This is a genomic window from Pseudomonas quercus (genome assembly GCF_012033695.1).
In the GTDB taxonomy this organism is placed as follows: domain Bacteria; phylum Pseudomonadota; class Gammaproteobacteria; order Pseudomonadales; family Pseudomonadaceae; genus Aquipseudomonas; species Aquipseudomonas quercus.
Map to the genome: position 1 here is coordinate 587,162 of NZ_JAAVJI010000002.1, position 22,362 is coordinate 609,523.

At 60.5% G+C, this 22,362-nt stretch carries 24 protein-coding genes; 11 read left to right on the forward strand and 13 right to left on the reverse strand.

The genetic code is table 11. The features are described from left to right. Nucleotides 1-44 precede the first annotated feature (44 nt). The gene (gene yaaA / locus HBH25_RS05945) at nt 45-815 is read right to left on the reverse strand and encodes a peroxide stress protein YaaA (protein WP_168082487.1); all 771 of its coding nucleotides are present in this window, start codon (nt 813-815) and stop codon (nt 45-47) included. A gap of 176 nt (nt 816-991) precedes the next feature. On the opposite strand from yaaA, the gene HBH25_RS05950 reads away from it, so the two are divergent. Both HBH25_RS05950 and HBH25_RS05955 read left to right on the forward strand, forming a co-directional pair. Beyond that, on the forward strand, nt 992-2,095 hold the full coding sequence (locus HBH25_RS05950) for a polysaccharide deacetylase family protein (RefSeq protein ID WP_420708440.1): 1,104 nt from the start codon (nt 992-994) through the stop codon (nt 2,093-2,095). A gap of 281 nt (nt 2,096-2,376) precedes the next feature. Then, complete coding sequence (locus HBH25_RS05955) at nt 2,377-3,771, forward strand: PhoH family protein (RefSeq protein ID WP_168082489.1); 1,395 nt, start codon at nt 2,377-2,379, stop codon at nt 3,769-3,771. Nucleotides 3,772-3,838: 67 nt separating this feature from the next. Here the strand turns inward: HBH25_RS05955 and HBH25_RS05960 are convergent, their stop codons facing one another. Genes HBH25_RS05960 through HBH25_RS05975 form a run of 4 tightly spaced genes read right to left on the reverse strand, consistent with a single transcriptional unit; the run spans nt 3,839 to nt 8,585 of the window. Further along, nucleotides 3,839-4,687: an efflux RND transporter periplasmic adaptor subunit gene (locus tag HBH25_RS05960; protein ID WP_168082491.1), complete on the reverse strand. Its 849-nt coding sequence runs from the start codon at nt 4,685-4,687 to the stop codon at nt 3,839-3,841. Nucleotides 4,688-4,697: 10 nt separating this feature from the next. Further along, a complete protein-coding gene (locus HBH25_RS05965) occupies nt 4,698-4,898 on the reverse strand; it encodes a DUF1656 domain-containing protein (RefSeq protein ID WP_168082493.1) in 201 nt (66 codons plus the stop codon). Then, nucleotides 4,888-7,056: an FUSC family protein gene (locus HBH25_RS05970; RefSeq protein ID WP_168082495.1), complete on the reverse strand. Its 2,169-nt coding sequence runs from the start codon at nt 7,054-7,056 to the stop codon at nt 4,888-4,890. The genes HBH25_RS05965 and HBH25_RS05970 overlap by 11 nt, the downstream gene beginning before the upstream one ends. Then, nucleotides 7,053-8,585, reverse strand: coding sequence for an efflux transporter outer membrane subunit (locus tag HBH25_RS05975; RefSeq protein WP_168082497.1), 1,533 nt, complete (start codon nt 8,583-8,585; stop codon nt 7,053-7,055). The genes HBH25_RS05970 and HBH25_RS05975 overlap by 4 nt, the downstream gene beginning before the upstream one ends. Before the next feature lie 249 nt (nt 8,586-8,834). On the opposite strand from HBH25_RS05975, the gene HBH25_RS05980 reads away from it, so the two are divergent. Both HBH25_RS05980 and HBH25_RS05985 read left to right on the forward strand, forming a co-directional pair. Next, nucleotides 8,835-9,788 (forward strand): LysR family transcriptional regulator, encoded by a 954-nt coding sequence (locus HBH25_RS05980; RefSeq protein WP_168082499.1) that lies wholly within the window; start codon nt 8,835-8,837, stop codon nt 9,786-9,788. 102 nt (nt 9,789-9,890) lie between these two features. Further along, nucleotides 9,891-10,865, forward strand: a complete 975-nt coding sequence (locus HBH25_RS05985) for a 2-hydroxyacid dehydrogenase (protein WP_168082501.1) — start codon at nt 9,891-9,893, stop codon at nt 10,863-10,865. Here HBH25_RS05985 and HBH25_RS05990 read toward each other — a convergent pair. Beyond that, nucleotides 10,862-11,767 (reverse strand): DMT family transporter, encoded by a 906-nt coding sequence (locus HBH25_RS05990; RefSeq protein ID WP_168082503.1) that lies wholly within the window; start codon nt 11,765-11,767, stop codon nt 10,862-10,864. The genes HBH25_RS05985 and HBH25_RS05990 overlap by 4 nt on opposite strands. Nucleotides 11,768-11,906: 139 nt before the next feature. Here HBH25_RS05990 and HBH25_RS05995 point away from each other — a divergent pair, with 139 nt between their 5' ends. Then, entirely contained in the window at nt 11,907-12,779 is an 873-nt protein-coding gene (locus tag HBH25_RS05995) for a helix-turn-helix domain-containing protein (RefSeq protein ID WP_168082505.1), read from the forward strand. 46 nt (nt 12,780-12,825) lie between these two features. On the opposite strand, the gene HBH25_RS06000 is transcribed toward HBH25_RS05995, so the two are convergent. From HBH25_RS06000 to HBH25_RS06010, 3 genes are read right to left on the reverse strand one after another with little or no spacing between them, the layout of a single operon-like run. Then, on the reverse strand, nt 12,826-13,158 hold the full coding sequence (locus HBH25_RS06000) for a DUF3325 domain-containing protein (protein ID WP_168082507.1): 333 nt from the start codon (nt 13,156-13,158) through the stop codon (nt 12,826-12,828). Continuing rightward, entirely contained in the window at nt 13,158-14,711 is a 1,554-nt protein-coding gene (locus tag HBH25_RS06005) for a PepSY-associated TM helix domain-containing protein (RefSeq protein WP_168082509.1), read from the reverse strand. The genes HBH25_RS06000 and HBH25_RS06005 overlap by 1 nt, the downstream gene beginning before the upstream one ends. Continuing rightward, a complete protein-coding gene (locus tag HBH25_RS06010; protein WP_168082511.1) occupies nt 14,708-15,010 on the reverse strand; it encodes a DUF3649 domain-containing protein in 303 nt (100 codons plus the stop codon). Before HBH25_RS06010 ends, HBH25_RS06005 begins: the two co-directional genes overlap by 4 nt. Before the next feature lie 335 nt (nt 15,011-15,345). On the opposite strand from HBH25_RS06010, the gene HBH25_RS06015 reads away from it, so the two are divergent. Then, the gene (locus HBH25_RS06015; RefSeq protein WP_168082513.1) at nt 15,346-15,663 is read left to right on the forward strand and encodes a DUF3509 domain-containing protein; all 318 of its coding nucleotides are present in this window, start codon (nt 15,346-15,348) and stop codon (nt 15,661-15,663) included. Between the two features lies 1 nt (nt 15,664). Here the strand turns inward: HBH25_RS06015 and HBH25_RS06020 are convergent, their stop codons facing one another. Beyond that, nucleotides 15,665-16,162 carry a phosphate-starvation-inducible PsiE family protein gene (locus HBH25_RS06020; protein WP_168082515.1) on the reverse strand — a complete coding sequence of 166 codons (498 nt, stop codon included), beginning with the start codon at nt 16,160-16,162 and terminating at the stop codon, nt 15,665-15,667. Between the two features lie 150 nt (nt 16,163-16,312). Here HBH25_RS06020 and HBH25_RS06025 point away from each other — a divergent pair, with 150 nt between their 5' ends. Next, a complete protein-coding gene (locus tag HBH25_RS06025; protein ID WP_168082517.1) occupies nt 16,313-16,558 on the forward strand; it encodes a YebG family protein in 246 nt (81 codons plus the stop codon). A gap of 7 nt (nt 16,559-16,565) precedes the next feature. Here HBH25_RS06025 and HBH25_RS06030 read toward each other — a convergent pair whose 3' ends face one another. Beyond that, nucleotides 16,566-17,585 carry a Glu/Leu/Phe/Val dehydrogenase family protein gene (locus tag HBH25_RS06030; RefSeq protein WP_168082519.1) on the reverse strand — a complete coding sequence of 340 codons (1,020 nt, stop codon included), beginning with the start codon at nt 17,583-17,585 and terminating at the stop codon, nt 16,566-16,568. 167 nt (nt 17,586-17,752) lie between these two features. Here HBH25_RS06030 and HBH25_RS06035 point away from each other — a divergent pair, with 167 nt between their 5' ends. After that, nucleotides 17,753-18,559: a SirB1 family protein gene (locus HBH25_RS06035; RefSeq protein WP_168082521.1), complete on the forward strand. Its 807-nt coding sequence runs from the start codon at nt 17,753-17,755 to the stop codon at nt 18,557-18,559. A 224-nt stretch (nt 18,560-18,783) separates the two neighbouring features. On the opposite strand, the gene HBH25_RS06040 is transcribed toward HBH25_RS06035, so the two are convergent. Continuing rightward, nucleotides 18,784-19,245 (reverse strand): flavodoxin, encoded by a 462-nt coding sequence (locus HBH25_RS06040; protein ID WP_168082523.1) that lies wholly within the window; start codon nt 19,243-19,245, stop codon nt 18,784-18,786. 124 nt (nt 19,246-19,369) lie between these two features. Here HBH25_RS06040 and HBH25_RS06045 point away from each other — a divergent pair, with 124 nt between their 5' ends. Next, nucleotides 19,370-19,825 (forward strand): PAS domain-containing protein, encoded by a 456-nt coding sequence (locus tag HBH25_RS06045; RefSeq protein ID WP_168082525.1) that lies wholly within the window; start codon nt 19,370-19,372, stop codon nt 19,823-19,825. Nucleotides 19,826-19,892: 67 nt separating this feature from the next. Further along, complete coding sequence (locus HBH25_RS06050; RefSeq protein WP_168082527.1) at nt 19,893-20,534, forward strand: hypothetical protein; 642 nt, start codon at nt 19,893-19,895, stop codon at nt 20,532-20,534. On the opposite strand, the gene HBH25_RS06055 is transcribed toward HBH25_RS06050, so the two are convergent. Then, entirely contained in the window at nt 20,499-21,449 is a 951-nt protein-coding gene (locus HBH25_RS06055; protein ID WP_168082529.1) for a MerR family transcriptional regulator, read from the reverse strand. The genes HBH25_RS06050 and HBH25_RS06055 overlap by 36 nt on opposite strands. Nucleotides 21,450-21,682: 233 nt before the next feature. Between HBH25_RS06055 and HBH25_RS06060 the strand changes: the two genes are divergently transcribed. Next, complete coding sequence (locus HBH25_RS06060) at nt 21,683-22,258, forward strand: putative antibiotic biosynthesis monooxygenase (protein ID WP_168082531.1); 576 nt, start codon at nt 21,683-21,685, stop codon at nt 22,256-22,258. Nucleotides 22,259-22,362 lie beyond the last annotated feature (104 nt).

The window sequence follows — 22,362 nt, forward strand, 5'->3', positions numbered from 1 at the left end:
ATTCTTATTTGGGTGGCCAACCGCCATGTGACGAAGATCACACTCTAGGGTTCTCGAAGGAATACAAGGTTTTCGGAGGTAGAACGGCTCTTGTCGTAGTAGTAGCCCGCTTCGGAAAAACCCATCAGGCCATCCAGGGTGTCGACCTGATGCTTGATCACGAAACGTGCCATTAGCCCTCGAGCTTTCTTGGCATGGAAACTGATTATTTTGTACTCCCCATTCTTCAAGTCCCGAAACTCGCACCCCACCACACGTGCTTCAAGCGCTGAGCGCTTTACGGCAGAAAAGTATTCTTTGGAAGCCAGGTTGAGCACAATGTCGCTCCCTTGTGCTTTCAATGCCGTGTTCAACCCCTCGCTTACAAGGTTCCCCCAGAAGGCATAAAGGTCCTTCCCTCGTGCGTTTTTAAAGGCCGTGCCCATTTCCAGGCGATAGGGTTGCATCAGGTCCAAGGGGCGCAGTACGCCATACAGGCCAGACAACACGCGCAAGTGCTGCTGGGCGTAATCGAACTCTGCTTCGGAAAAGTCTTCGGCCTGGAGGCCGGTGTAGACGTCGCCTTTGAAGGCCAGAATGGCAGGCCGGGCGTTATCAGGCGTAAAAGGCGTGACCCAACTGCCGAAGCGGGCCACATTGAGGGCGGCCAATGCGTCTGAAATACCCATCAACTGGCTTAGCTGAGCGGGTGACAGCGCTTGTAGCGCTGCAATCAATTCCTTAGCGTGTTCGATCAAGGCCGGCTGGGTATGACGAGACGTGGCCAAAGGCGTTTCATAATCGAGGGTCTTGGCAGGCGAAATCACCATTAGCATGGCAGGGCTCCTTATAAAAGGACGCCAGCTTGGACGTTTACCCTTAAGCCTTCAATACTAGGATGTCTACCATTAAGGCCCTCTGTAATTGATCAAGCGGGCCAGGCTGCATCCGCTATCATGCGCCCCTGCCTTAAGGAGGATATTCGTTGCGCTTGTTCCCCATGTTACTCGCCATGGCTGTAAGCCTTAGCCCCCTCATGGCTCAGGCCGGGCCAGCTGAAGTGGCTACCCTGGACCGAGGCGAATGGCCCGAGGCCTTGAGCACGCCTGCGCTGTTCGACGTGGCCTCCCGCGCACAGATATTGAGCTTCGCCCGAGAGCTTCTGGTAAGCGAGGCGCTGGACGAACCTGCCCTGGCAGACCGCCTTGGCTTGCGCCAGATCAACCTGGTGGCCATCAACACGTTGCGCGAGCACTTGTGGCAGCGCCTGTGGTCGGCCTTTGGCCACGCCCAACAAAGCTGCGAGGAAGATGCCTCCTTCTGCTACGCGATCGAAAGCCTGGATGACCTGAAGGCCCAGGCGGCGCAATTTGCAGTCGCTGCGGACTCCTTCTATGCACGGTGGGCAGAGCCTGGCCGCGCATTCAGCCGCACCTACCTGGACGAACAATTGCGCCTGGCCGCCTTGTCACCGGATATCGCCAGCGAGGTCGTCACCTTTTCGGCTGTCGAACACACCGGCGACAGCCTGGAGGATCGTGTCTTCCTGCTGACGTTCGATGGCGGCCCAAGCCCTGGGGATGGCAATACTGACTGGATGACCGACTACCTTCGCCGCCAGAAGATGAACGCGACCTTCTTCGTACTAGGCAACAGCGTGCAGTTACGGCGCCAGAACGGCGCCTCGGATGATCTGGAAGCCCTTTACCGCGACCAATGCGTAGGCATACAAGGCTGGCAATACCGTTCTCATAGCCAGTGGGTGGACTGGCAGAAGTCCGTGCTCGACAGCGTGGCATTGGTGCAAAGCCAGTTGCCGGACGCTTATGTGCCACAGTTCAGGCCGCCCTACGGGCAGCGGCGATCAGACAGTGGGGAATTCTTTGAAAGCCAGCAACTGGACGTGGTGCTGTGGAACATCGATGCCCAGGATGGCAACAGCCAGTTGACGGCCGAGGACAGCGGTGACCGCGTGCTGACCCTGATGCTGCTCTGGCGCCACGGCATCATCGTGTTCCACGATGCGCAACTGAAGGCCCGTACGGCCTTGCCCGCGTTGCTTACCGCAACGGCCCAGAGTGGGATTGGCTGGGAAGACTGCCACGATTTCCCCTGAAGCGCTGCCAAGGTGACTTCCGACTGTAACGGGGCCATAGGTGCTCGCCAAGCCCTATTCGTCACATCAGCAAATAAACCTTGAACAGGGCGCAAAGTGCTTTCTCTGGTCACAGGTTTTGGAGTACTAAGAAACAGACCGCCGACCCCTGCCGACACAGGTGGCGTTTCATACCCGACTTCGCCCGTTGTCGCAGGCCTCCCGCTGGAGCAAGGCGGCCGTTCAAGGCGCAGCACCGTTCAGGTATTGCGTCCACTGGCTCCCACTAAAGGTGACCGAGTATGGATGAACAAGGACGCACGCTCTCCGCCCACCAGCCCATTTTGTATGTGCTGGACACCAACGTCCTGATCCACGATCCCAACGCACTGCTCAACTTCCAGGAACATCACGTAGCCATCCCCATGACCGTGCTGGAAGAGCTGGACAAGCTCAAGGCCGGTAAACACTCTGTGGCTGCCGAATGCCGCCAGGCCATTCGCCTGATCGACAAGGTGCTGGGCCAAGCGTCACCCCAGGACGTCGAACGCGGCGTACCGATCGATCGCGGCAAGGGTGACCCGAAAGGTTTTCTGTCCATTCTGATGAACAAGCATGGGGCCCTGGAAAGCCCCCTCCCCGACCACCTCAATGACAACGTGATCATCAACCAGTTGATCGACCTGCATACCCGTCGCCCGGAGATCGACGTGGTGCTGGTCACCAAAGACATCAACATGCGCCTCAAGGCACGGGCCTGCGGCATTGCTGCCGAAGACTACAGCACCGACCAGTTGGTGGACGATGTCTCGCTCTTGTCCCGTGGCTACCACACGGTTACGGGTTCATTCTGGGACCGCGTACAGAAGGTCGATACCCGCCAGGAGCGGGGGCGCACCTGGCACCGGGTGCAACTGGCCGAAGCCTTGCCGTCGGCGCATGTGAACGAGTTCATCATCGATGAACAAGGCTTTGTGGGCTGGATCAAGGCAGCGCGCGACAACGAGCTGATGATTTTGGATATGCATCAGGAACCCTTGATGCATCAGGAAGCCTGGGGGCTCAAGCCTCGGGACATCCATCAGGCCCTGGCGCTGTTCGCCCTGCTGGACCCGGACATTCACCTGGTGAACCTGTCGGGTGCGGCGGGTTCAGGCAAGACCATTCTGGCCCTGGCGGCGGCCATCGAGCAGACCATGGTGAGCAAGCGCTACCGGCGGATCATCGCCACCCGCAGCGTACAGGGCCTGGACCAGGAAATCGGCTTTTTGCCCGGCACCGAAGCCGAGAAAATGGAGCCTTGGCTGGGCGCGATCACCGATAACCTTGAAGCCTTGCACATGGATGATGAAAACACCCATGGCAGCGTGGACTACATTCTCAGCAAGGTGCCTTTGCAGTTCAAATCCCTCAACTACATCCGGGGGCGCAGTTTCCAGCAGAGCCTTATCCTGATCGATGAGTGCCAGAACCTTACGCCACACCAGATGAAAACCATCATCACCCGAGCAGGTTCAGGCTCCAAGGTGGTCTGCCTGGGTAACCTGGCGCAGATCGACACCCCTTACCTTTCCGCTACCAGTTCAGGCCTGACCTACCTGACCGAACGTTTCAAGGACTTCCCGCACGGGGTGCATATCACCTTGCAGGGCGTACCGCGCTCCATCCTGGCTGAATACGCCGAATCCCACCTCTGACCTCCTGCCTGCTGGCATGGCCGCCTCCTCTGCAGGAGGCGCCCGTGCCAAGGACGGCGCCAGCTGTTCAGTGAATCACCACCGTGCAGGTTGTACCCGCTGCCAGGAGCATGCCCTCGGGCACTTCATCCAGGTGAATGCGCACCGGCACTCGCTGAGCCAGGCGGACCCAGTTGAACGTCGGGTTCACATCCGCCAGCAGTTCGCGGCTTTCGGGGTTATCACGGTCGTAAATGCCGCGTGCGATGCTTTCCACATGGCCGTGCAGCGTTTCGCCACTCATCATCTGCATTTCGGCCATGTCCCCTACGTGGACGTGAGGCAGCTTGGTTTCTTCGAAAAAGCCATACACCCAGAACGAGTGCTCGTCCACGACGGCCATCTTGGCGTCACCGGCCCGGGCATAATCACCGGCGTGCACATTCAGGTTGGTAACATAGCCGTCCACTTGGGCAACTACACGGGTGCGGGCCAGGTTCAGCTCTGCCGCTGCCAAGGCCGCCTGCGCCTGCTGGTACTGCGCTTGGGCCTGGCTGGCCACGCTGCCGGCATCCTCCTGGTTTTCCTTGGAAATGACCAAGGCATCCAGGTCTGCCCGGCGCTTGGCATTGAGCCTGCGCATGTCCCACGTGGCCTTGCGCGCCGCTACCAGCGCCCGGGCCTGGTCTACCGCGACCTGGTAATGGGCTGGGTCCACCTGAATCAGCAGGTCGCCCTTGCGCACGCGCTGGTTGTCCTTGACCGGCACCGCCACCACATAGCCCGACACATCGGCCGCCACATTGATGATGTCGGCGCGTACGCGGCCATCCCGGGTCCAGGGGGTGTCCATGTAATCGACCCACAGCAACCGCCCCAGCAGCAGGGCAATGCCGAACACCACTAACGTGCCTAGCAGGCTGAACAGCTTTTTCATCAGGTTGATCTCAACGGTAGACAGTCAGCGCCAGCGCGCCAAAGAGGCAGAAGAACAGGCTCAGGCGCAGCAGCGCCGGGTGCCAGAAAAAGCGGTATACATCCAGGCTGGCCAACAACCGGTCCAGTACCCAGGCGAGGCCGATGGCAACCAGTAACAGCACGGTCAGCACAGGCATGTATACCCCGTGGAACGCAATTTCACGCGGCATGGGCAGCTCCTGGCAGCGCTGGCAGCTCGGCCAGGGGTGAGCGGGGGTCCAGCAGGCTGCTGCGGATGAAGTGCAGGTAGCTTTGTACGCGCCTGAGCACAGACGTATCAAAATGACGGGCAAAGGGTTCGTCGGCTTCATGCACGCAGCGAATGGCATGGTCCACGGCCTGCAGTGCCCGCTCCCGGTTTGCCGCCACAGGCTGGATAAACAACCGGATCAACGCCCGGCCCATGGCACGAATGGCTTGGCGCCATGGCTGATCCTGGGCATAGGCGGGGTGAACGAACAACGCGTCTTGCTCCTGGCGAATCTCGATCACCGCATGGCCCACCTCCAGCACCAGCAGCATCCAGCGCATCAGGTCGCGCTGCACCCTGGGCTGCGCCGACGCCAAGCCATAGGCCTGGTGCACAATGTCTCGGGCACGGCTTTCAAAGCTGCTGGCCAACCGACGGGACTCGCCACTGACCGCAAACACTATCAGGCGGCGCAGTTCGGCCTGTAGCCGTCGCCACATCCAGCCGGCGTTAGGTGGCAGGATGATCGCCCCTGCTGCTGCGCAGATCAGCATGCCCACCACCATGGCAATGTAGTCGTTGATAAAGCCATAAGGGTTGTACACCGTGAGATTGTCGGGCACCGAGCCGATGGAAAAGAAAATGAGCAGCCCCAAGCCATAGCCGGCCAACGGCGGGCGCGATGCCAGAAAGGCACCAAACGCAAAAACGGGGGCTAGAACAAAGCACAGCAGAGGAAAGCCGTCGATCTGTGGATAGACGAAGAACTGCTCCACAAACCCTGCGAGGGCCCCAAGCAGCGTGCCACAGGCCATCTGAAACGACATGCGCCTGGGGTTGGGCGTGGCGGCGGACAGCCCGATAGTGGCTGCTGCGACCAGCGTAAGTGTGCCCCCGCTGGGCCAGGCAGTAACCAGCCAGTAGCTGCCTAACCCCACTAGCACCACCATGCCGCGTACGCCGGCGGCCAGCGACGCCAGCCAGGAGGTATGGGTGGTGTAGGGCTGGTCCCACTGTTCGCGCGCATGGCGGTGCGATGCCAGCGAGGCGTGGGTGAGTGCATAGCTATGCAGGCTTTCGGCAAAGCGGAACAGCAGCTCGAACGCGGTGTGGAAGTCCAGCAGGTCGCTGTCCGTGGGTAGGGCCTGGAGGAAGCTGGCGCGCAGCGCACGTACCTGCTCGGTAAAGGCGCCACGGTACGCCTCAAGGGCCGCGGCCAACTGTGAAGCATCCTCCAGGGTCAGCGGGTGCCCTGCAAATGGCGCCAGGGTGGCCGTGAAGCGCGCCAGCTCCGGCGCTATGGCTGCACGCACCGGGCTACTGGCGCTCAGGCGTGCCAGCAACTGATGGAAGGCATTGAAGCGTGTCGTCAAGGCCATGAACTCACTATTGAGCCGGCTCAACCGACCGCTGCGCTGGCGCATGTGAGGGTCTTCAAAGGCCGTGGCGCTGCGTAAACCCTCCAAGCCTACAGCTTCAGTCAAAAAGCGCACATTGCTGCTTTCGAAACCAGCCTCGTCACCCTCACCCTGCATACCCCTCACCACGAAGGCCGCGAATACACCGAAACGTTGATACAGGGCGTTGCGCATCGCAGCACTGGCAGACTGGGGCAATACGGCGGCGCTAACCGCGGTGGCAATCAACAACCCCAACGCGATTTCCAGTACCCGCCAGAGGGCGGCAAACAGCGCACCTTCGGGGTGAGCCAACACCGGCAGGCCGATCATGGCTGCCGTGTAGCCGGAGAGCACAAAACCATAACCACGGAAATTGCGCTGGCGCACGGCGCCTGCCGAACACAAGCCTACCCACAAGGCCAGGCTGGGCAGAAACAGCTCAGTGTTCTGAGGGAACAGTGCGATCAGGGCCACCGTGACCACGGCGCCTGCCAGAGTGCCAAGCAGGCGGTAGAAGCTTTTGGCAAACACAGGGCCGCTTTGGGGCTGCATCACGATAAAGACGGTAATCATGGCCGTGCGCGGCTGGGGAAGCTCCAGCCGCATGGCCAGCCACAGTGTGAGAAAGGCCGCCAGCAGTACCTTGAAGATAAACACCCAGGTTACGCCGTCGCTACGGGCCCATTCACGCCAGCCTCGGTGCAAGCGGTGGCCAAGGTGCATCGCCTGGGTACTCATGGCTGCCCCACACCTTCAAGGGTGTTCATCAGGCTCAGGGCCGGTGGTGTTGGCGGAGCAGCCAGGCGTTCAGTAGCCGGTACATCGGCGCCCGCGCCCAACCCACCCCCCAGCGCTGTCATCAGCCCGGCCTGGGCGGCGAGGCGTGAGGCCTGCACATGCTCTTCAATGGTGCGCTGTCGCAACAGTGCTGTCTGCGCTTGCAGTACGTCCAGGTAACCGGTGAGCCCGCGCTGCCAGCCCACCTTGGCCAGGTCATAGGCCTGTTGAGCACTAGCCACGGATTCCTGGGCGAAGGCCGCCTGATGGGCCAGGGATTGGCCGCGTATCAGTTGGTCAGAGACCTCTTTCAAAGCGTTGGCCAGCACCTCCCGGTAGCGTGCCACGGCCAGGTCGTAACCCGCCGCCGCCTCGCCCAGTTCGCTACGCAGGCGGCCACCATCAAACAACGGCAGGCTGAACGCAGGGCCTGCGCTGTAACCGAGCTTGTGCCCTGTCAGAAACTCCAACATGCCACCACTGGTCGCCATGTAGCTCAGGCTGGCCGTAAGGTCCACATTGGGGTAGAACCCGGCATGGGCCACCTCGATACCGCGGGCCTGGGCCGCGACCTGCCAGCGGCTGGCGACCACGTCGGGGCGCTGCCCCAGGAGTTGCGCCGGCAGATGGCTGGGCAGGCCAGGGGCGGTCGCCAATTGCAATTGCGGCCGCTTGATCGTAGCCCCCTCCCCTGGTCCCTTGCCTGCCAGTGCCGCCAGTTGGTTACGGGCCTGTGCGATCTGCTCCTCCATGTCATCCAACTGGCGATGGGTCTCGGGCAGCAGGGTCTGGGCCTGGCTGACCTCCAGTTGGGTACCGATACCCGCCGTGAGGCGTTTGTTGGCCAGGTCCAACACTTGGGACTGCTGCGCCAGGGTGGCTTTGAGAATGTCTTGCTGGGCATAGCTCAACGCCAGGGCGATGTACACACGCACTACATCCTGGGTCAGCACCAACTGCGCTTGACGCATTTCAGCCGCGGCCACGTGGGCCAGGTCCAAGGCACGTTCGCTGGCGCTCTGGTCACGGTGCCACAGGTCCAGGTCATAGCTGAGGCTGAGCCCGGCGTTGTTGTCCCAAGTGGTCTGGTTGGCCAGGTCACCCGGGCCATAGAAACCGTCAGTGGGCCAATTACGCCGGTGCAAGGTGCCCTCTGCACTCAGTTGAGGGGTTTCCCGTGCCTGAGCAAGGCCGGCAGCACTGCGTGCCTGACGCAGCCGGGCCGCAGCAATAGCCAGGCTGGGGCTGCCTGCTACGGCCAGGCCTACCCAATGGTCCAGTTGCGGGTCCTTGAACGCCTGCCACCACGTTTCACTTGGCCACTGGGCTTGTGCGGCCGCCGCCTGGATGGCCTTGTCGGTTGCCAGCGCATCAGGCGCCGGCAGGGCTGCGGTGGGCGTGATACCACCAGTCCCCATGCAGCCGCTTAAACAGGAATAAAAGGCACAGGCACTGAGCGCTTTGAGCGCACGGGAAAAGCGACGCAACACAGCGGCGGGTTCCGAAGAGTGAAGGTAATAGGGAGGAGGTCTGGCAAGGCCATTCTAGGGGGCTGCCAACTGGTCGATAAGCGTGGTTTGTGGTGATTCTTTATTACAGGAAAGAAGACAATCCCTAGCGCATATTCCTTGGATAGGGCTTGCCCAGCAAAGTGCATGAACCCTAGCGACTCGGCGGGAGAATGATGGCGATTGTGTAACTTCATGAGACAATTTGCCGGTGTATTCAGAGAGCGAGCCATGGACACCCTGCAAAACATGCGTGCGTTTACCTGCGTAGCCGAAGCGGGCAGTTTCACTGCCGCTGCCGTGCAGCTAGATACCACCACTGCCAATATTTCCCGTGCCATCTCCAACCTGGAGGCGCACTTGCAAACCCGGCTGCTCAACCGCACCACGCGGCGCATTGCGCTGACCGAAGCGGGCAAGCGCTACCTGCTGCGCTGCGAGCAGATCCTGGCCTTTGTGGAGGAAGCCGAAGCAGAGGCCAGTGATGCCCATGCACGGCCCGCAGGTCAGTTGAAGGTGCATACCATGACGGGGATCGGGCAGCATTTCGTGATCGATGCCATTGCCCGCTATCGCAAGATTCACCCGGATGTCACCTTCGACCTGACACTGGCCAATCGCGTGCCTGACTTGCTGGACGAAGGCTATGACGTGTCCATCGTGCTGGCGAGCGAACTACCCGATTCGGGGTTCGTGTCCCAGCGCCTTGGTATCACCTACAGCATTGTCTGTGCCTCGCCCGATTATGTAAAAGCCCATGGGATGGCGCGCAAGCCCAGCGAGCTACGCAACCATGCCTGCTTACGCCTGGTAAGCCCTGTGGTACAGCTGGAACGGTGGTTCTTCGACGGGCCTGAAGGCCAGGAAATGCTCAATATCACCAATGCGCCTTTCCAGGTGAATTCGGCCGACGCCATGAAAACCGCGATCTCCAGTGGCATGGGTGTAGGTGTGTTGCCCATTTACGCCGCCATTGAAGGCCTGCGTAACGGCACCCTGGTACGGATGATGCCCGAGTACCGTTTGCAGGAGCTGAACCTGTACGCCATCTACCCGTCCCGCCAATACCTGGATGCCAAGATCAAAACCTGGGTCGAATACCTGCGTGGCTCGCTGCCCGATATCCTCGCGGCACAGGACGCCGACTTGCGCAGCCATGAACTGGCTTTGAGCGGCAAGCTTTGAGCGGCAAGCTGCAAGCAAGAGCGCCGCGTACTGCTTTTAGCTTGAAGCTTGCCGCTTGAAGCTTGTAGCTTGTTCCCTCCCCCCGAAATGGAATTGCGCCCGATGAGAAAGACTGTACTTGCGTTCAGCCGCATCAGCCCCGACATGGTCGAACGCCTGGAAAAGGACTTCGATGTGATTGTGCCCAATCCCAAGCAAGGCGATGTGGCGGCGCAGTTCAACGAGGCCCTGCCAACCGCACACGGCCTGATCGGCGCGGGGCGGGCGCTGGGGGAGGCACAACTGAAGGCCGCTACGAACCTTGAGGTCATTTCCAGCGTGTCGGTAGGTTACGACAACTACGATGTGGCTTACCTGACCCAGCGTGGCATTCAACTGACCAACACCCCGGACGTACTGACCGAAAGTACGGCTGACCTGGGGTTTTCGCTGATCATGGCCAGCGCACGGCGTACGGCCGAGCTGGATGCCTGGACCAAGGCCGGCCACTGGAAAGCCAGCGTCAGCCCCGACCTGTTCGGCAGCGACGTAAACGGCAAGACCTTAGGCATCGTTGGCCTGGGCAACATCGGCGCAGCGATCGCCCGCCGTGGCAGGCTAGGTTTCAACATGCCGGTGCTGTACAGCGGCAACAGCCGCAAGCCAGCGCTGGAAGCCGAACTGGGCGCCACGTTCTGTACGCTGGACGACCTGCTGGCCAAGGCAGACTTCGTGGTACTGGTGGTGCCCTTGAGTGACAAGACCCGTCACCTTATCAGCCACCGCGAGTTGGGGTTGATGAAGCCCTCTGCCTTCCTGATCAACATCGCCCGCGGCCCGATCGTGGATGAGGCGGCGTTGATCGAAGCGCTGCAGAACGGGACCCTTCGCGGTGCCGGGCTGGACGTGTACGCCCACGAGCCCCTGGCCGAATCCCCGCTATTCTCGCTCAAGAACGCTGTGACCCTTCCGCACATTGGCTCGGCGACGGGGGAAACCCGCGCGGCTATGGCGCAACGGGCCATGAACAACCTGACCGCGGCCCTCAAGGGCCAACGGCCAACCGACCTGGTAAACCCGGAAACCTTCAAAGGTTAGGCTGCTTTCAAGGAAGGGGCGGCAGGTGTGGCCGCCCTTCCCTTGCGAAACACCAGCACGTTCCCGCCCAGCACCAGCACTAGCCCAAACAGCGCGGGAGCACTCCAGGCATAGCCCTCGTAACCGGCAGAAACATTCAGTGCGACCAAGGGGAATAGCACGGTGCAATAGGCCGCCCGCTCCGCGCCCAAGCGGCCCACCAGCGTAAGGTAGGCGGTGAAGGCAATGACCGACCCAGGAATGGCCAGGTACAGCAGCGCGCCGACGTAAGCAGGCGAGGTACTGAATGCCAAGGGCGTACCGCTTACCACACACCAAGCCGCCAACAGGGCAGCACCGTACCCCATGCCCCAGGCATTGCTGGTGGCCGGCCGAATGCCTCGTTTCTGGTGCAGGCTGGACAGCAGGTTGCCCGCCGAGAAACACAAGGTGCCTAGCAGAGCCAGGCCTACACCCAGCACCGTTTCGGCCCCGGCGCGCTGGCGTGACAGCTCTGGCCAGAACAGCAACGCCAACCCCAATAGGCCCATGGCGCCACCGGCCAGGACCTGTGGGCGTATACGCTGGCCAAACCATAGCCGGGCATTGAGGGCGTTCCATACCGTGGACGTTGAGAACACCACTGCAACCAGGCCACTGGCGATGTGTTCGCTGGCGTGAAGAAAACAGACGAAGTTAAGGCTAAACAGGCATAACCCTTGAGCGACCGCCAAGCCATGGCTCTTTCGCCCCATCGGCTGCAGCCGACGGCTGGCCAGCAGGATAACGAACAGAACCCCCGCTGCCAGCGCAAAGCGGTAGAGGATGGACGCCGCGATCGCCACCTCGCCCAGTTGCAGTTTCAAGGCAATCCAAGTGGTGCCCCATATCACTACTGTCAACAGATAAAGCATAACCGTCATGGCAACCTCCAGGCTTCAGGCCGCCACTGTGCGCGCCAAACCCAGGCAGCGCTTTCAGATTCCTGCGCTTTTGTTTCAAGCGCTGCCGTAACGAACGCTGCCTGAGGGTAGGATATGCGTATTCCAGGAGGATGACCGTATGAACGCCCACGCACTCGATGTGTTCGAAGCCTTGCGACAGTCTCCCCACGCGCGCCTCGAACAGCAGGCCGCCTTGGGCGACGGCCTGGCGGCGGCGGTGTGGAACAACCGCAATGATGCTCGCCATTACCAGGCCCCTGCCCATCACACACTCTCGTGCTACATGGCCGGCGGCACGGGCACCCATCGCCAGGGCCAACCCGGGCTCAATGGCGCGCCGGGCAAACTCTGCGTACTGCCCGCCGGGCATGATTCCGCCTGGGTCATCAATGGCCCCATTCGCCTGGCACACCTGTATTTCAGCGAAGAGCAGTTTGCACTAAGCTGCATCGCGCTCTTCGACCGCGAGCCTCGTGCACTAGCGCTACAGGAAAAGACCTATGTGGACGACCCGGAGCAGGCATGCCGCTTTACCCGGTTGATCGGGCTGAACTGGCATGAGCCCGCCGAACGCTTATTGACCAGCAGCCTGGCCCATGAACTGCTTAACCAGGCGCTGTTGCGCCAGGTGGCACCCAAGGCTGCACCCCAGGTAAAGGGAGGGTTGGCGCCAGCCCAGCGCCACCATGTACTGGACTATATAGAAAGCCACTTGGCTGCACCTTTAAGCTTGGGTGAGCTGGCTGCCGTGTGCCACCTGTCGCCGTTTCACTTTGCGCGCATGTTCCGCCTGAGCCTGGGCGTGCCGCCTCACCGGTACGTGCTGGCCCGCCGGTTGAGCGCTGCGCGTAGACTGCTGGCAGACCGGCAGCAACCCTTGGGCGAGATTGCGCTGGCCTGTGGGTTTGCCAGCCCCAGCCACTTCAGCAGCCGGTTCCGTCAGGCCATGGGCGCCACGCCCGCAGCGTATCGGGCGGCAGTAGGCCCTTAATAGGCAACACCGTAGCCACAGGTGGGTGACCATCGGGTGGCTGCTGCTAAACGTAAGGTGTAATCAACCCGGCTACCAGCGCACCGGGAATCGCCAACGCCGCCAGTCCCAGTGCAAGCCTGGGCCAGTACGACAACAGCCCTACCAGCATACCGGCGCTGGCCATGGCCAACCCGACACCCTGTGCCAACCCTATGGCCCACCCGGCATCCCCCATGACCTGCGCAAGCGCTACAAGCCACAGCAGGGCTGCCACCACTCGCAGCACTACCTGCAACGGGCGCCCTGGTTTTCGACCGAGGACGTCTTGGTGATGCCGGTCCATGGCCAGGCACAGGCACCCGAAGCCGGCATAGCACAGCAGCGCGGCAACCAGCATCAGGGGGCCACCCGCGCAACCCGTGCCGGTGCCACGCGCGCCGCACCCTTTACCGCGACCTTGCGCGCAAGCCAGGCCAGCACGCAGGCGGCGCCCAGGAGGGTGAGGTCCACACCGGCGATGGCCCAATCCTGCACCGCTATCGCCTGAGGCAGGCCGCGGGCGGTAGTAACCATACCGAACAGGGGCAGTACGGCATACAGCACGGCAGCTACGCTCAACTGGTGTACCCAGCCCTGCCGCGTAGGGCGCCAGGCGGCGTACAGCAGTGACACCAGCCAGGTCAGGAAGAAGACACGCACCTCCCATTCTGCACGCCCTACCACGTGAACGGGCAGCAACCGGTTGGCGGTCAGGAAACCGGCCACCGCCAGCAGCAGGCCGGCCATGCCCGCCAGGTTCAGCGTGGCGACCAACCGCAGCCCGAAGGGCGGCCTGGCTTCACGGGCATGTTTAAGCTGGCGCTTGGTCAGCCATAGCACCAGCCCGGTGCCCACCATGGCGGTGCCACTCAGGCCAAACACAAAGTACAACCAGCGCTCTACAGGCCCTGCGAATTGCCCCATGTGCAAGCCGTAAAACCCACCCGCCACCAGCATGGCGCCGTCCCCTGGGATGGCGCTTTCAATCAGTTGCCCGGTCACACCGTCAAACGCCAGGCTAGCCCCAGGCAGGTACGCCACGCGATCTCCTCCATGACGATAAAACACGACACGTGCGCCCTGGTCACCGGGATGCTGAACTTCCACCCTGCTGAAACGTGCGCCAGGCCATCGGTGCTGCGCTTTATCGTACAGGTCAGGCAAGGCCACCAAGGTGCCGGGTTCGCCCTTGGCGGGCGCAGGAAAGGCGTTGGGGAACAGGGCTTGGTAGAAGCCGGCAGGCTCGCCTTTGTAAACGGTCATCAGCGTGGCGGGCAGCAGCATGGCCATGAAGATCACCAGCCCGCTGTAAGTGATCATCACGTGGAACGGCAGCGCCAGTACGGCTACGGCGTTATGGCCATCCAGCCAGGAGCGTTGTCCCTTGCCTGGGCGGAAGGTAAAGAATTCCTTGAAGATTTTCTTGTGAGTAATGATGCCGCTGACCAGTGCAATCAACATGACCAGTGCTGCGGCGCTCGCTAGCCATCGACCAAACGGGTAGTTCAGCTCCAACTCATAGTGAAAACGGTAGAAAAAGTCGCCGCCCTTGCTGTCTCTTGCCTGTACCAAAGCCCCATTGGCGGGGTCCAGCGGTTTGCTGATAAACCGGCTCCCGGCGCCCGGTGGCGCCTGCCACATCACCTCAAGGGCGGCTTGCCGCGACGTGGGCGGCATGATGTACCAGGCATCGGCCTGGGCTGCATGTTGCGCCAGGTAAGCCTGGGCATTTCCAAGTGCCGTGCGGGTATCCACTGCTCGTACGGGTACTTCAGGCTGCGCCCAGTGAGACAGCTCCTCCTTGAAGTAGCTGAGCGTACCCGTGAAGAAAATCGCGAATAGCAGCCAGCCGAAGCACAACCCAAGCCACGTATGCAGCCAGGCCATCGCTTGACGAAAACCTTCTCTCATAAGGTAGCCATCCGGTACAGGCCAAGGTCGGCCAGGGCCAGGGCCAACGCAGTGCCACCAATGCCGAGCCACGCCTTGAGCGCACTGGAGCAGGCAAACGCCCAGATAACCGCCAGCACATAGACGATAAACCCGACCATCATGCCACCGACTGCCATGTGAGCCGGCGTTCCAGGCATCAAAAAGGCAATGAAGCTGCCTGCCGCCGAGGCCAATGCATACCCTCCCAACCCTGCAGCCAGGCATCGAGAGGCGACACCCAGCCGATAGCGGGTGGAAATGTGCAACGGCTTTTTCATAAGGCAGCCATCAACCGCAACGCGGAAAGGCAGCAATTCTATTGATAAACATTCTCATACGCAAAGAAACTACACATGCACCGTGTTGGGGCATTTTTGTGCCTGCGCTGCTTCGGCCTCTAGCCTGCAAAGCAATGGAACGGGCAGATTCCTGCCCACCCAAAGCGCTAACTAAGTGTTTTGAAGAATGCGGCACAGGCCTTGCACTGCCTAGACCGATAGCTTGCTTCCCAAGCTGTCCAGGCTGATCGCGGTGTTGAACCGACGGTCAGGACCACGAGAACTATCACTGGCCGCCCCAGTCCATAGGTGCAGTCTCGACCTGTAGGTGAAACATGGATAACCCTTTTCAGATCATCAGTGACGCTTTCCAGCCTGACTACCGGGTGAACCTGAGTATTCAGGGGCTGGACGGCACCATCATGCTGACCCTGTCCAACGAACAGGGCATGGTCGCCAAGCGCATGATCAGCATCGCGCAGCGCAACGACCCCAAGCGCTTGCAGCGCTTGATCGAGAGCATCAAGTTCGGGATTGCCATCGAACGTGGGGACAGTGCGATCGCCATGCTTGCAGCCATGACAGACAGCCACAAGGGGTTGCCCCCTCCGGCCGCTGGTGGAAAATGGCAGGCACCTGCGTCGGTGCTCTGACTCAGGTCTCCCCTTTTTCCAGCTCCACTACCTCGACCTTGCCTGCGCGCTTGCGCTGCGGACCTTCGATCTTGATTGAAGGGTAGCGAGACGACGCGTAGCGCACCACAAGAATGGCAAAGGCCAGCAGCAGAATGGCACCGGACAGGTACACCACGCCCAGCCCAGGCGGCGCATGGTGAGACACGTCCGAAATCAGCAGCCGTGTGAGCGCGGTAATGGCCACGTAGATCAGGAAACGCACGGGCATGTGGTTGGTCTTGAAATAGATCCCCACCATGGCGCCCAGCTCCAGGTAGATGAACAGCAATAGAATGTCGTCTACCGTGATCGATCCTTTCTCCAGCATCTCCAGGAATGCCAGCACGGCAGCCCAGGCCGTCACGCCGCCGATGGCGAACAGCGACAGGTAATGAAACCCTTCCACGAGCAGGTTCCCCATGGATTCTGCGCACCCGTGAACCCGCTCTCGCAACGTGTCGGCCCAATTGCTCTTCACTGCCCTATCCTTACAAGGTCACTGGGCGACATGCCCAGGCATCGTTACACCAGAACCTTCATGCAGAATCAAGGCCACGGGCTTGCCTGTGCGGTCATGACACTGTATAAATAACCAGCTTACGCACACACTCGCGCTTGAGAGGCCCTCATGGCTGTTGAAGTCCTGTACCGAAGTACTCGTGACCCGGAGACCCTATTCTTGGATCGGAAACTCGCAGACGCTCACGATCAAATGCTGGAACTGGCCGAAATGGTTGGCCAGGTTCTGGAGAAGAACATCACTGGTTTGAGTGAAAACCAGGCTGAGGAAATCGGCATTTTCCTTGCGCGGAACCGCTCAGTGTTCGCGGCAGCATTCAAGAGCAATGTCGAAGCGCTGGCGGATCTGAAGTAAGGCGCAGCTACGCCAGTATCATTCGCTCGGCCATGGCTTGAGCTATTCGCGCTGGCGAATGGTGCGTGGCCTGCGCATGAGCGAAAATATCGGTCAGGCGCCTGCCGATTCCACCCAGGTGTTCGGCAATACCTTGGGTGCCTATGCCTTGGTACTGGAGCGCTACCTGGATCAAACCGCCCGCATTGATGACATAGTCAGGTGCGTAAAGAATGCCTCGGCTTTCCAATTGATCGGCGGCGTCCAGGCCAGTGAGCTGTGCATTGGCAGAGCCTGCTACTGCTGCACAGCGCAGTTGTGCCACGGTTTTTGGGTCAAGTATGCCGCCATAGGCACAAGGTGCAAAAATATCGCAGGGGGTGGTAGGCAAACTGTCGCTGACAATGGGCCGCGCATTGAGCCGTTCGACTGCCAATTGCACCCGGGCAGGGTCAGTGTCGCTTACCAGCAGTTCAGCCCCGGCTGCGTGCAAATGTTCTCCCAGGCTGTAGCCCACTTGCCCCAGGCCCTGGATGGCCACCCTTAACCCTTCCAGGTTATCGCTGCCAAGGCGCGCCATGGCGGTACTGCGAATACCTTCGAAAACGCCCAAGGCCGTATTGGCTGATGGGTCTCCGGCCTGGGTGGTACTGGTGACATGGCAGGTGGCGTGTGCCACGCAGTCCATGTCCATGGGCGTGGTGCCACTGTCCACTGCTGCAATGTAGCGCCCTTGCAAACTATCGATAAAGCGCCCAAGGGCCTCGAACAGTCGGCCGCGATCTTGCACGTGAGGCCCCCGCAGTATCACGGCCTTGCCTCCGTTGAACGGCAAGCCCGCCAATGCGGCTTTGTAACTCATAGTTTCTGCCAGAGCGATGGCGTCATTCAAGGCAGCGTCATCATCAGGGTACGCCAGGTAGCGACATCCACCGATGGCGGGCAGAGCGCGACCAGCATGAATCGCAATGATTGCGCGCAGGCCGCTGGCTTCATCGACCATCATGTGAACAGTGTGCACGCGGGTGCGTTGCATCAGCGCGAGCATGTGGCAGCTTCCGATTAGCCAGGGACAGGTTGAGTATAGGTGGGCCTCAGCGGTGCGTCTGGTGTATCACCATTACTGGACGAAACGTCACTGCGGGGCTACAAGGAGCATAAGCCTGCAAGCGCTGCCCGCGCGGTTGCAGCGCCCGGCCAACGGAGCCTTATGCCATGAACCCACGCCAGGCCTGCCTTGAGTGCTTGAACCGCCAGCCGCCGGCGCTACTTGAGGCGGCGCTGTGGGTGGCAGTCGAGCACGACCCGACCGTCGAGCCTGGTCTATGGCTTGGGTGTGTCAGGGACCTGGCTGCTACTATCCGCGCGCGCCTACCTCTGTTGCCAGTGCGAGAGCTGGCCCAGCCTCTGCTTCGGCTGCTCAATGCATTGGGGTATGTGCAGGATGAACAGCGCCCGCTACGGCCTGAAGCCGCTTTGTTTCATAAAGTGCTGTCAAGAAAACGAGGGCAGCCCCTGGCGTTAGGCCTGTTGGCCCTTGAGCTGGCACGCCGGCTGGACATCCCGTTGGCTGGCGTGAATTTTCCCGGCCATTTTCTGTTACAGGTGCCCGGCGCAGACCATTGGCTGGACCCTTGCGGCGGTCGGCGGCTTTACCCGCAGGATTGCCGGGAACTGCTGTTACGTCAGTATGGCCCAGCGCAACCACTGCAGGCAGAGCACTTTGCCCTAGCGACGCCGTCGCAAATCCTGCAGCGGCTGTCCCGTAACCTGCGCCATTTGCACAGTGGCCATGATGACTATATGGCGGCGCTGAGCGATGCCGAGCGCGTACTAGCGCTTGGCCCAGGCACCGCAGCGGATCACTTGGCACGGGCCAGCTTGTACCGGCGGCTGGATTGCCCACAAGCCGAGCGCTTCGACATAGAACACGCGTTGTTGCTGACCGACGATCCCGTGCAGCGGTTGCACCTGACCGAACGCCTGCAACAGTGGCCCTCAACCTTACCGCGGCTGCATTGACTCCCCTGGATTATTACAGCTATCGCAAGAGTGAATGTCAGACGTTCTCATTTACCCTCCTTGCACCACCTCGTATCCTTGCGCGGGTCGAACATTGTTCAATCGATAAGGGCCGTTCATGGCCTGTATCGTCTTCGTGGTGTTCAACAAACCCCTGACGTTGTTTGGTAGCTCCTGAACCAACGTCCTGCTTGGCCGCTGTGTGCGCAGCGGCCTTTTTTTGCTCAAGCCTGCTGTTCAAGCGCTTTGGCAAACCTCTCCAGCCAGGGCACGGCATCAGCCTCGGGCGTTACGCTTTCACTGGCATCAAGGCGCAGCATAGGCTGTACTTGCTGGACGCCTAGCTCATCGAACAGCTCTGCGACCAACATCCCTCCCCCGCAGTAGCTGTCGCTATAGCTCGAATCACCCAAGGCAATCACTGCGCCCGGCAAGCCACGCAGCGCGCTGGGTAACTGATCGCGAAGCTCGCTATACAATGGCATCAGGGTATCAGGCAGTTCACCCATGCCTGTTGTAGACGTGATACCAAGCAATGCCTCTGGCTCGGCGGCCAGCAAGGCTGCCAAGTCCACTCTCGGGTTGTAGTAGCACGCATGGCCTGCCGCTTCCAGATGCGCTACAGCATGGTGTGCGACCTCTTCGGCAGCGCCGTAGACCGAACCGGAAAACAGAGCAACTTTCATGTCAGGGCCTCAATGGATACAGGCGGGCAGTCTAACAGCCTGTACACGGTTCAACTTAGGACAGCCAGAACGCTTCAGGGTGGGTTAAAATGCCGCCCTTGTCACGTGGGCCGGCGGAGGGCTCATGATTAACCCTAACCTGTTGCAGCTGGTCGTCAATGCGTCCAATGACGGAATTGTCATCGCGGAGCGAGAAGGCTCGGATAACATTCTCATCTATGTCAACCCTGCCTTCGAACGGATGACCGGCTATACGTCCGAGGACATTCTCTACCAGGACTGCCGTTTTCTACAGAACGGCCAAGCGAGCGATGCAACCCGCAGGGCCTTGCGCATGGCCATCGACAACGGGCTGCCCTGCCGGCAGGTGATGCTGAATTTTCGAAAGGATGGCACCCCGTTCTGGAACGAGCTGGCCATTGCGCCCGTAGACAACGAAGGTGACGGCCGCCGCTACTTCATCGGTATTCAGAAAGATGTCACAGACCAGGTTGTCGCGCAGGAACGAATAATGCAACTGGAACAAGAGCTGGCGCTTTTGCGTCAGGAAATCGTACAGGCGACCAAACCCGAACGGTGACTGCACAACGGCAAATGAGTGGGTTTTGTCTACTGTCCTGTCCATGCGACGCTGAATGAGCTCCGACATGCAACCTGATACCTTGCTGACTCAGGATGAGATCGATTTTATCCAGAGCATGCACCATAGCCTGCCATTGGACAGTGCCGACGTTAGTGCGGGGCTGATGGTCAATGGCGGCAGCCAATTGCAGGCATTGCTGACACGGCTGGTGGCACATGAACACGTCACCATACAGGCGCAGTACGAGAACCAGCAGCTCAGTTTTCCCCTGCAACTGGTGGAAGACGAATTTCATGCCCAGCACATCAAGATGGGGGCGCCCACTATCTATGAAGACGGCCCCATGGTTCGCCCTTGGCGCCTGGCATTGCCTAGCCCGGTGCCGTTGCAGGACCGCAATGGCATGCTGACCCACCTGAAGTTGGTAGAGGTTTCAGTCAATGGGGTGGTGGTGCAGGTTCGAGCAGGTGTAGAGGCGCCCGAGGTATTCTCACTCTGGTTCGCGCCAGAGGGTTATACCCCTATTGCGCTGCGCGGCAGCCTTGAGCGACAGATTGCTGACGGGTTCATGGCCTATCGCCTAATCGCACATGCGCCCCATGAAACGGAGCGATTGCGCCACTATATTCTCGAACAGCACCGGCTGGCACACCCAGGCCTGCACAGCACCTCAGGTGTCGAGGTGCCCGGCGATGTACTGGAGTAGGCGACGTTGCATCAATTGGCTGTTTCCACCCAGGCAAGCGATGGGCGAGTGAACCAGCTGGTCGTGAATCAGTTCGCTCATCTCCCCTGCCAGCAGCAGAGGGCAACTGAGGTTCAGGCCTAGCTTCATGAAGCGACGGCCCGCGTCTGCACTCGGGGCATGGTTGGAAAACAGTATGACGGCATGGGGTTGGATACGCTCGCTCACCAGCCCCAACTCCTCCAACGGTTGGCCGGTGCCCAGAGGTTGTACCCTCACATACTCACCGCCGAGCAGCAGCGCTGCCACTAGCAATTCCAACTCATGGTACTGGCCAGGTATGCCACAGAGCAGAACGTGATGCTCGGCTGTTTCCCGCTGTGCAAACTGAAGCCGCTTGAGGGCCTGCCCTCTTAAAAAGGCATCCAGGAACGCCCACTCACTGGCTCGCCCGAAGGCCTCTTGGTGCAACCGGGCGTTCTCCCAAACGGGCAGAAACACCTGATTGAACGCCGTAGCCATGGGATAGGTGGAAAACACTTCGCCGTACAGGCGAGCGAGTGTAGCCTCGTTGAAGCCCTGCACAGCCCCTGTGATGCGGTCTCGCCAGTGCCGGCAATCACTGTCACCCTTGTGGTAGGCAATCGGCGAGGGATCAACTGGCGCCGGGTTACGTGCAATCAAGGTGCCCACCTTGCTCACCGCCACGCCGCGCTCAAGCCAACCCAGTATGGCGCGCACTTCGGCAACGTCAGTCAGGGAATACAGGCGGTGCCCGCTCTCTGTGCGGGTAGGCTGAATCAACCCGTACCGACGCTCCCAGGCACGCAGCGTCACAGGGTTCACGCCCGTAAGCCGCGCCACTTCACGAATGGGAAACAGCTCTTTTCCACTGTAAGCACGGTCGGCCGCGATGAAGTGTTCGTTGTCGCTCATGGTGAGAAAAACCGCGCTACCTACGGGTGGTTACAAAGATTGTAACTGTTTGCAAACCAGTTATGCCCTCTCCCTTGCAATGATAGGACCTTGCGCAAGCCGCTTTGGTCAGCCCGCGCAGACGTCGCCGATAGAATAAGGAATAATCGCCGCAGGAAATGCCGCGCCCCGCCACCCAGGGGTACGGCTGCGCTGCCTTTACCCTAGGCGTCGCTATCGCTCGGAGATAAACCATGTCTACGCCCCCTGTTACCATGCTAGTTGCACGTCGAGCCGCTAAAGGGCGCTATCAGGAATTGATCGCTTGGCTACAGGAAGGTGAGCATCTGGCCACTGACTTTCCAGGCTACCTGGGTTCGGGCATTCTGGCTCCACCCCAAGGCGACGATGAATTCCAGATGATTTTCCGCTTCGCCGACGCCTCTACCCTACATGCCTGGGAGTTTTCAGCGTCTCGGCAGGCCTGGCTGTCCCGGGGCAACGGTTTGTTTGCTCACCCCTCCGAGCATCGGGTGCAGGGCATGGACGGTTGGTTTGCTGCCGTTTCCACAGGCGGCGAACTGGCACGCCCGCCGCGGTGGAAGCAGGCCGTTGCAATATGGCTGGCGTTCTTCCCAGTGTCGCTGCTGTTCAATGCCGTGTTTGGTCCATGGCTAAACGAACTGGCGCTTGCCCCACGTATTCTCCTCAGCACGCTGGCTCTGACCCCTCTAATGGTGTTTGTCTTCATTCCATTGTCTACACGGTTATTGGCGCCCTGGCTCAATGCCCCTGCCCCCGAGTCAAAAGCGGCGGCGCAGACGCGATAGCGCCCTGACAGACAAGAAGGGGGCCCTCAAGGCCAGCCAGCTGGCAGCATTGCTTTCACTGGCCTGCGTTGATTGCCCCAAAAGCACCAAGCCTTTTATTATCC

What these genes read in the sequence shown, in the direction of transcription:
- HBH25_RS05980 (WP_168082499.1), top strand. Translation starts at nt 8,835, where the DNA reads ATGGACACCCTGCAAAACATGCGTGCGTTTACCTGCGTAGCCGAAGCG.
- HBH25_RS05955 (WP_168082489.1), top strand. Translation starts at nt 2,377, where the DNA reads ATGGATGAACAAGGACGCACGCTCTCCGCCCACCAGCCCATTTTGTAT.
- HBH25_RS05965 (WP_168082493.1), bottom strand. Translation starts at nt 4,898, where the DNA reads ATGCCGCGTGAAATTGCGTTCCACGGGGTATACATGCCTGTGCTGACC.
- HBH25_RS06055 (WP_168082529.1), bottom strand. Translation starts at nt 21,449, where the DNA reads ATGAGCGACAACGAACACTTCATCGCGGCCGACCGTGCTTACAGTGGA.
- HBH25_RS06005 (WP_168082509.1), bottom strand. Translation starts at nt 14,711, where the DNA reads ATGAGAGAAGGTTTTCGTCAAGCGATGGCCTGGCTGCATACGTGGCTT.
- HBH25_RS06030 (WP_168082519.1), bottom strand. Translation starts at nt 17,585, where the DNA reads ATGCTCGCGCTGATGCAACGCACCCGCGTGCACACTGTTCACATGATG.
- HBH25_RS05950 (WP_420708440.1), top strand. Translation starts at nt 992, where the DNA reads ATGGCTGTAAGCCTTAGCCCCCTCATGGCTCAGGCCGGGCCAGCTGAA.
- HBH25_RS05995 (WP_168082505.1), top strand. Translation starts at nt 11,907, where the DNA reads ATGAACGCCCACGCACTCGATGTGTTCGAAGCCTTGCGACAGTCTCCC.
- HBH25_RS06010 (WP_168082511.1), bottom strand. Translation starts at nt 15,010, where the DNA reads ATGAAAAAGCCGTTGCACATTTCCACCCGCTATCGGCTGGGTGTCGCC.
- HBH25_RS06045 (WP_168082525.1), top strand. Translation starts at nt 19,370, where the DNA reads ATGATTAACCCTAACCTGTTGCAGCTGGTCGTCAATGCGTCCAATGAC.
- yaaA (WP_168082487.1), bottom strand. Translation starts at nt 815, where the DNA reads ATGCTAATGGTGATTTCGCCTGCCAAGACCCTCGATTATGAAACGCCT.
- HBH25_RS06035 (WP_168082521.1), top strand. Translation starts at nt 17,753, where the DNA reads ATGAACCCACGCCAGGCCTGCCTTGAGTGCTTGAACCGCCAGCCGCCG.
- HBH25_RS05985 (WP_168082501.1), top strand. Translation starts at nt 9,891, where the DNA reads ATGAGAAAGACTGTACTTGCGTTCAGCCGCATCAGCCCCGACATGGTC.
- HBH25_RS06040 (WP_168082523.1), bottom strand. Translation starts at nt 19,245, where the DNA reads ATGAAAGTTGCTCTGTTTTCCGGTTCGGTCTACGGCGCTGCCGAAGAG.
- HBH25_RS06000 (WP_168082507.1), bottom strand. Translation starts at nt 13,158, where the DNA reads ATGCTGGTTGCCGCGCTGCTGTGCTATGCCGGCTTCGGGTGCCTGTGC.
- HBH25_RS06015 (WP_168082513.1), top strand. Translation starts at nt 15,346, where the DNA reads ATGGATAACCCTTTTCAGATCATCAGTGACGCTTTCCAGCCTGACTAC.
- HBH25_RS06050 (WP_168082527.1), top strand. Translation starts at nt 19,893, where the DNA reads ATGCAACCTGATACCTTGCTGACTCAGGATGAGATCGATTTTATCCAG.
- HBH25_RS05970 (WP_168082495.1), bottom strand. Translation starts at nt 7,056, where the DNA reads ATGAGTACCCAGGCGATGCACCTTGGCCACCGCTTGCACCGAGGCTGG.
- HBH25_RS06060 (WP_168082531.1), top strand. Translation starts at nt 21,683, where the DNA reads ATGTCTACGCCCCCTGTTACCATGCTAGTTGCACGTCGAGCCGCTAAA.
- HBH25_RS06025 (WP_168082517.1), top strand. Translation starts at nt 16,313, where the DNA reads ATGGCTGTTGAAGTCCTGTACCGAAGTACTCGTGACCCGGAGACCCTA.
- HBH25_RS05990 (WP_168082503.1), bottom strand. Translation starts at nt 11,767, where the DNA reads ATGACGGTTATGCTTTATCTGTTGACAGTAGTGATATGGGGCACCACT.
- HBH25_RS05960 (WP_168082491.1), bottom strand. Translation starts at nt 4,687, where the DNA reads ATGAAAAAGCTGTTCAGCCTGCTAGGCACGTTAGTGGTGTTCGGCATT.